A 1821-nucleotide genomic window follows, 5' to 3' on the forward strand; every position below is an offset into this window, starting at 1 on the left:
GTCTTATAGAGTGTAAGCGTGACAGTGCCACCCGTCCCTTTTTTTGATGTAATAGTTTTATCGATACGGTTTTTATTTCGCGTAATGACGGTATTAGCAATTTCTGTTATTTCAGTATATGAGCGGTAGTTGGTAGAAAGGAGAAAAAGTCTAGCCCCCAACTTGTCTCGAATAGATTTAAAAGCATCAACACCTTTAGCGCCTCTCCATGAATAGATAGACTGGTCATCATCCCCCGATACGATAATTCTTGTACCAGATACCCCGTGAACTAACAATAACCTAACTTGGTCTGGTGAACTATCTTGGAACTCATCAACACACAAATACGAATAGGGTAACGGCGGTAGCTTTTTCTCTATTATCATCTGAGTACTTACATCGACGACATTACTGAGAGTTATGTGCTGATTATGAATCACTTCGCTTAGATACTGTTCTGATGGTCAGTATAATTCATCACTTTCTTTTTTTTCACTCTGCCCAAGATTGAGATAACTTTTCAGAGCTTCGATTTTGGTGGGTGGAATGTCATGCTGGCTTAGGACAGATATTAAATGCGTGGTTTCGAAGTTGGGATTGATTAATCCGGCCCCAAATAAATTTCCTTTGATGTGATCGAGCATCAATGAATGGAATGTTGATACTTTCACATGACGCTCTACGATATCAGCTGTAAGTTCTTCGACTAACCTTTCTTTTAATTCATTCGCAGAAGCATTAGTAAATGAAACCAATGCGATGTTTGAATAGCCGGCATTCACCATGGCAACGGTTTTAGCAACAAGCGTTCTAGTTTTTCCCGAACCTGGTACCGCAACGATTAATGAATGGCCATCATAAGATACCGCTTCCGATTGTTCACTGGATACAAGCATGAGTTATTCAAATCCTGCGTTATCGTGATCGGGAAATGTCTGTCTTTGCATTGCATTTAAATCATAACGCTTGAGAGCAGTTAAGTGATTTTCAACAAGAGTAAGATATGCATCTCTCAATTGGAGACCACTTTCATTAAGGGTATTCACGTCACAGACAACTTTTCTTACCCACTCTTTATCTTCTTCACTGTACGCTCTGATGTTGTTAAAGCGTAAAACGCGGCTCTTACAATATCTGCCTTTGGATTCGGTGGGAATGTAATCAGTAAATCCGCGGGTTGCTATTCCAAGATATAGTTGAGAGAAATTGAGTTTCTGGCCATCGACTTCATCATAGTCTGTTTTAACGTGTTTTTTTTGCGAAATAGCTCGTGTTTTTTTTATCACTACCAGAAGCAATCCAGGGTAATAATTTGCGCCCATTTGCCGCCTGCATTTTATTTCTTCAAGTTCTCGTGCTCGTGTGGCCTTAAACATCTCTACGTAGCCATCTAGAGATGACTCGTGTTGGATGATTGCATTACCAAGCTGATCTAAGCATTGGTCAAGTGCATTAAATATCGAATCAGCATATCTATTCATTCTTTTGCTCACATAACTATTCTTGTGAAATGTGCATATGGCTTTTCCCAAATTTGTGAAAAAAGGTGTTTATTTTGTAGAAGCTTGAGAAAAATGTATTAAATATTTCACAAACGAATTGATAATTTGAATTTTATTGAATAGAGTGAATAGAGGATCAGATGGCGTACATTAAACACACAGATAAAATGCCATCGATTCACGAAGTGGTTCGGAAGCTACTGTGAATATTTAGGACGAATTAGAGTTATATTAGTATCGCTTTTGCATCGGCTCAGCACCAAAATGTATGATAGTTACGCACTTTTTTAGTGTAATTTTGTTGTCAAAAAGCCGATAAAACTGCCCAGTTATGAGC

The 1821-nt window shown here is 38.5% G+C and carries 3 protein-coding genes; all 3 read right to left on the reverse strand.

The window, feature by feature from the left end; translation table 11 throughout:
- Positions 1 to 368: UvrD-helicase domain-containing protein (locus tag BIZ39_RS21530; protein ID WP_187448071.1), on the reverse strand; the 368-nt coding region annotated here is incomplete at its 3' end.
- A 78-nt stretch (positions 369 to 446) separates the two neighbouring features.
- Positions 447 to 878 carry a UvrD-helicase domain-containing protein gene (locus BIZ39_RS21535; RefSeq protein ID WP_187448072.1) on the reverse strand — a complete coding sequence of 144 codons (432 nt, stop codon included), beginning with the start codon at positions 876 to 878 and terminating at the stop codon, positions 447 to 449.
- Between the two features lie 3 nt (positions 879 to 881).
- On the reverse strand, positions 882 to 1463 hold the full coding sequence (locus tag BIZ39_RS21540; RefSeq protein ID WP_187448073.1) for a hypothetical protein: 582 nt from the start codon (positions 1461 to 1463) through the stop codon (positions 882 to 884).
- Between the last annotated feature and the right edge of the window lie 358 nt (positions 1464 to 1821).

Source organism: Alteromonas sp. BZK5, assembly GCF_014349115.1.
In the GTDB taxonomy this organism is placed as follows: Bacteria; Pseudomonadota; Gammaproteobacteria; order Enterobacterales; family Alteromonadaceae; genus Alteromonas; species Alteromonas macleodii.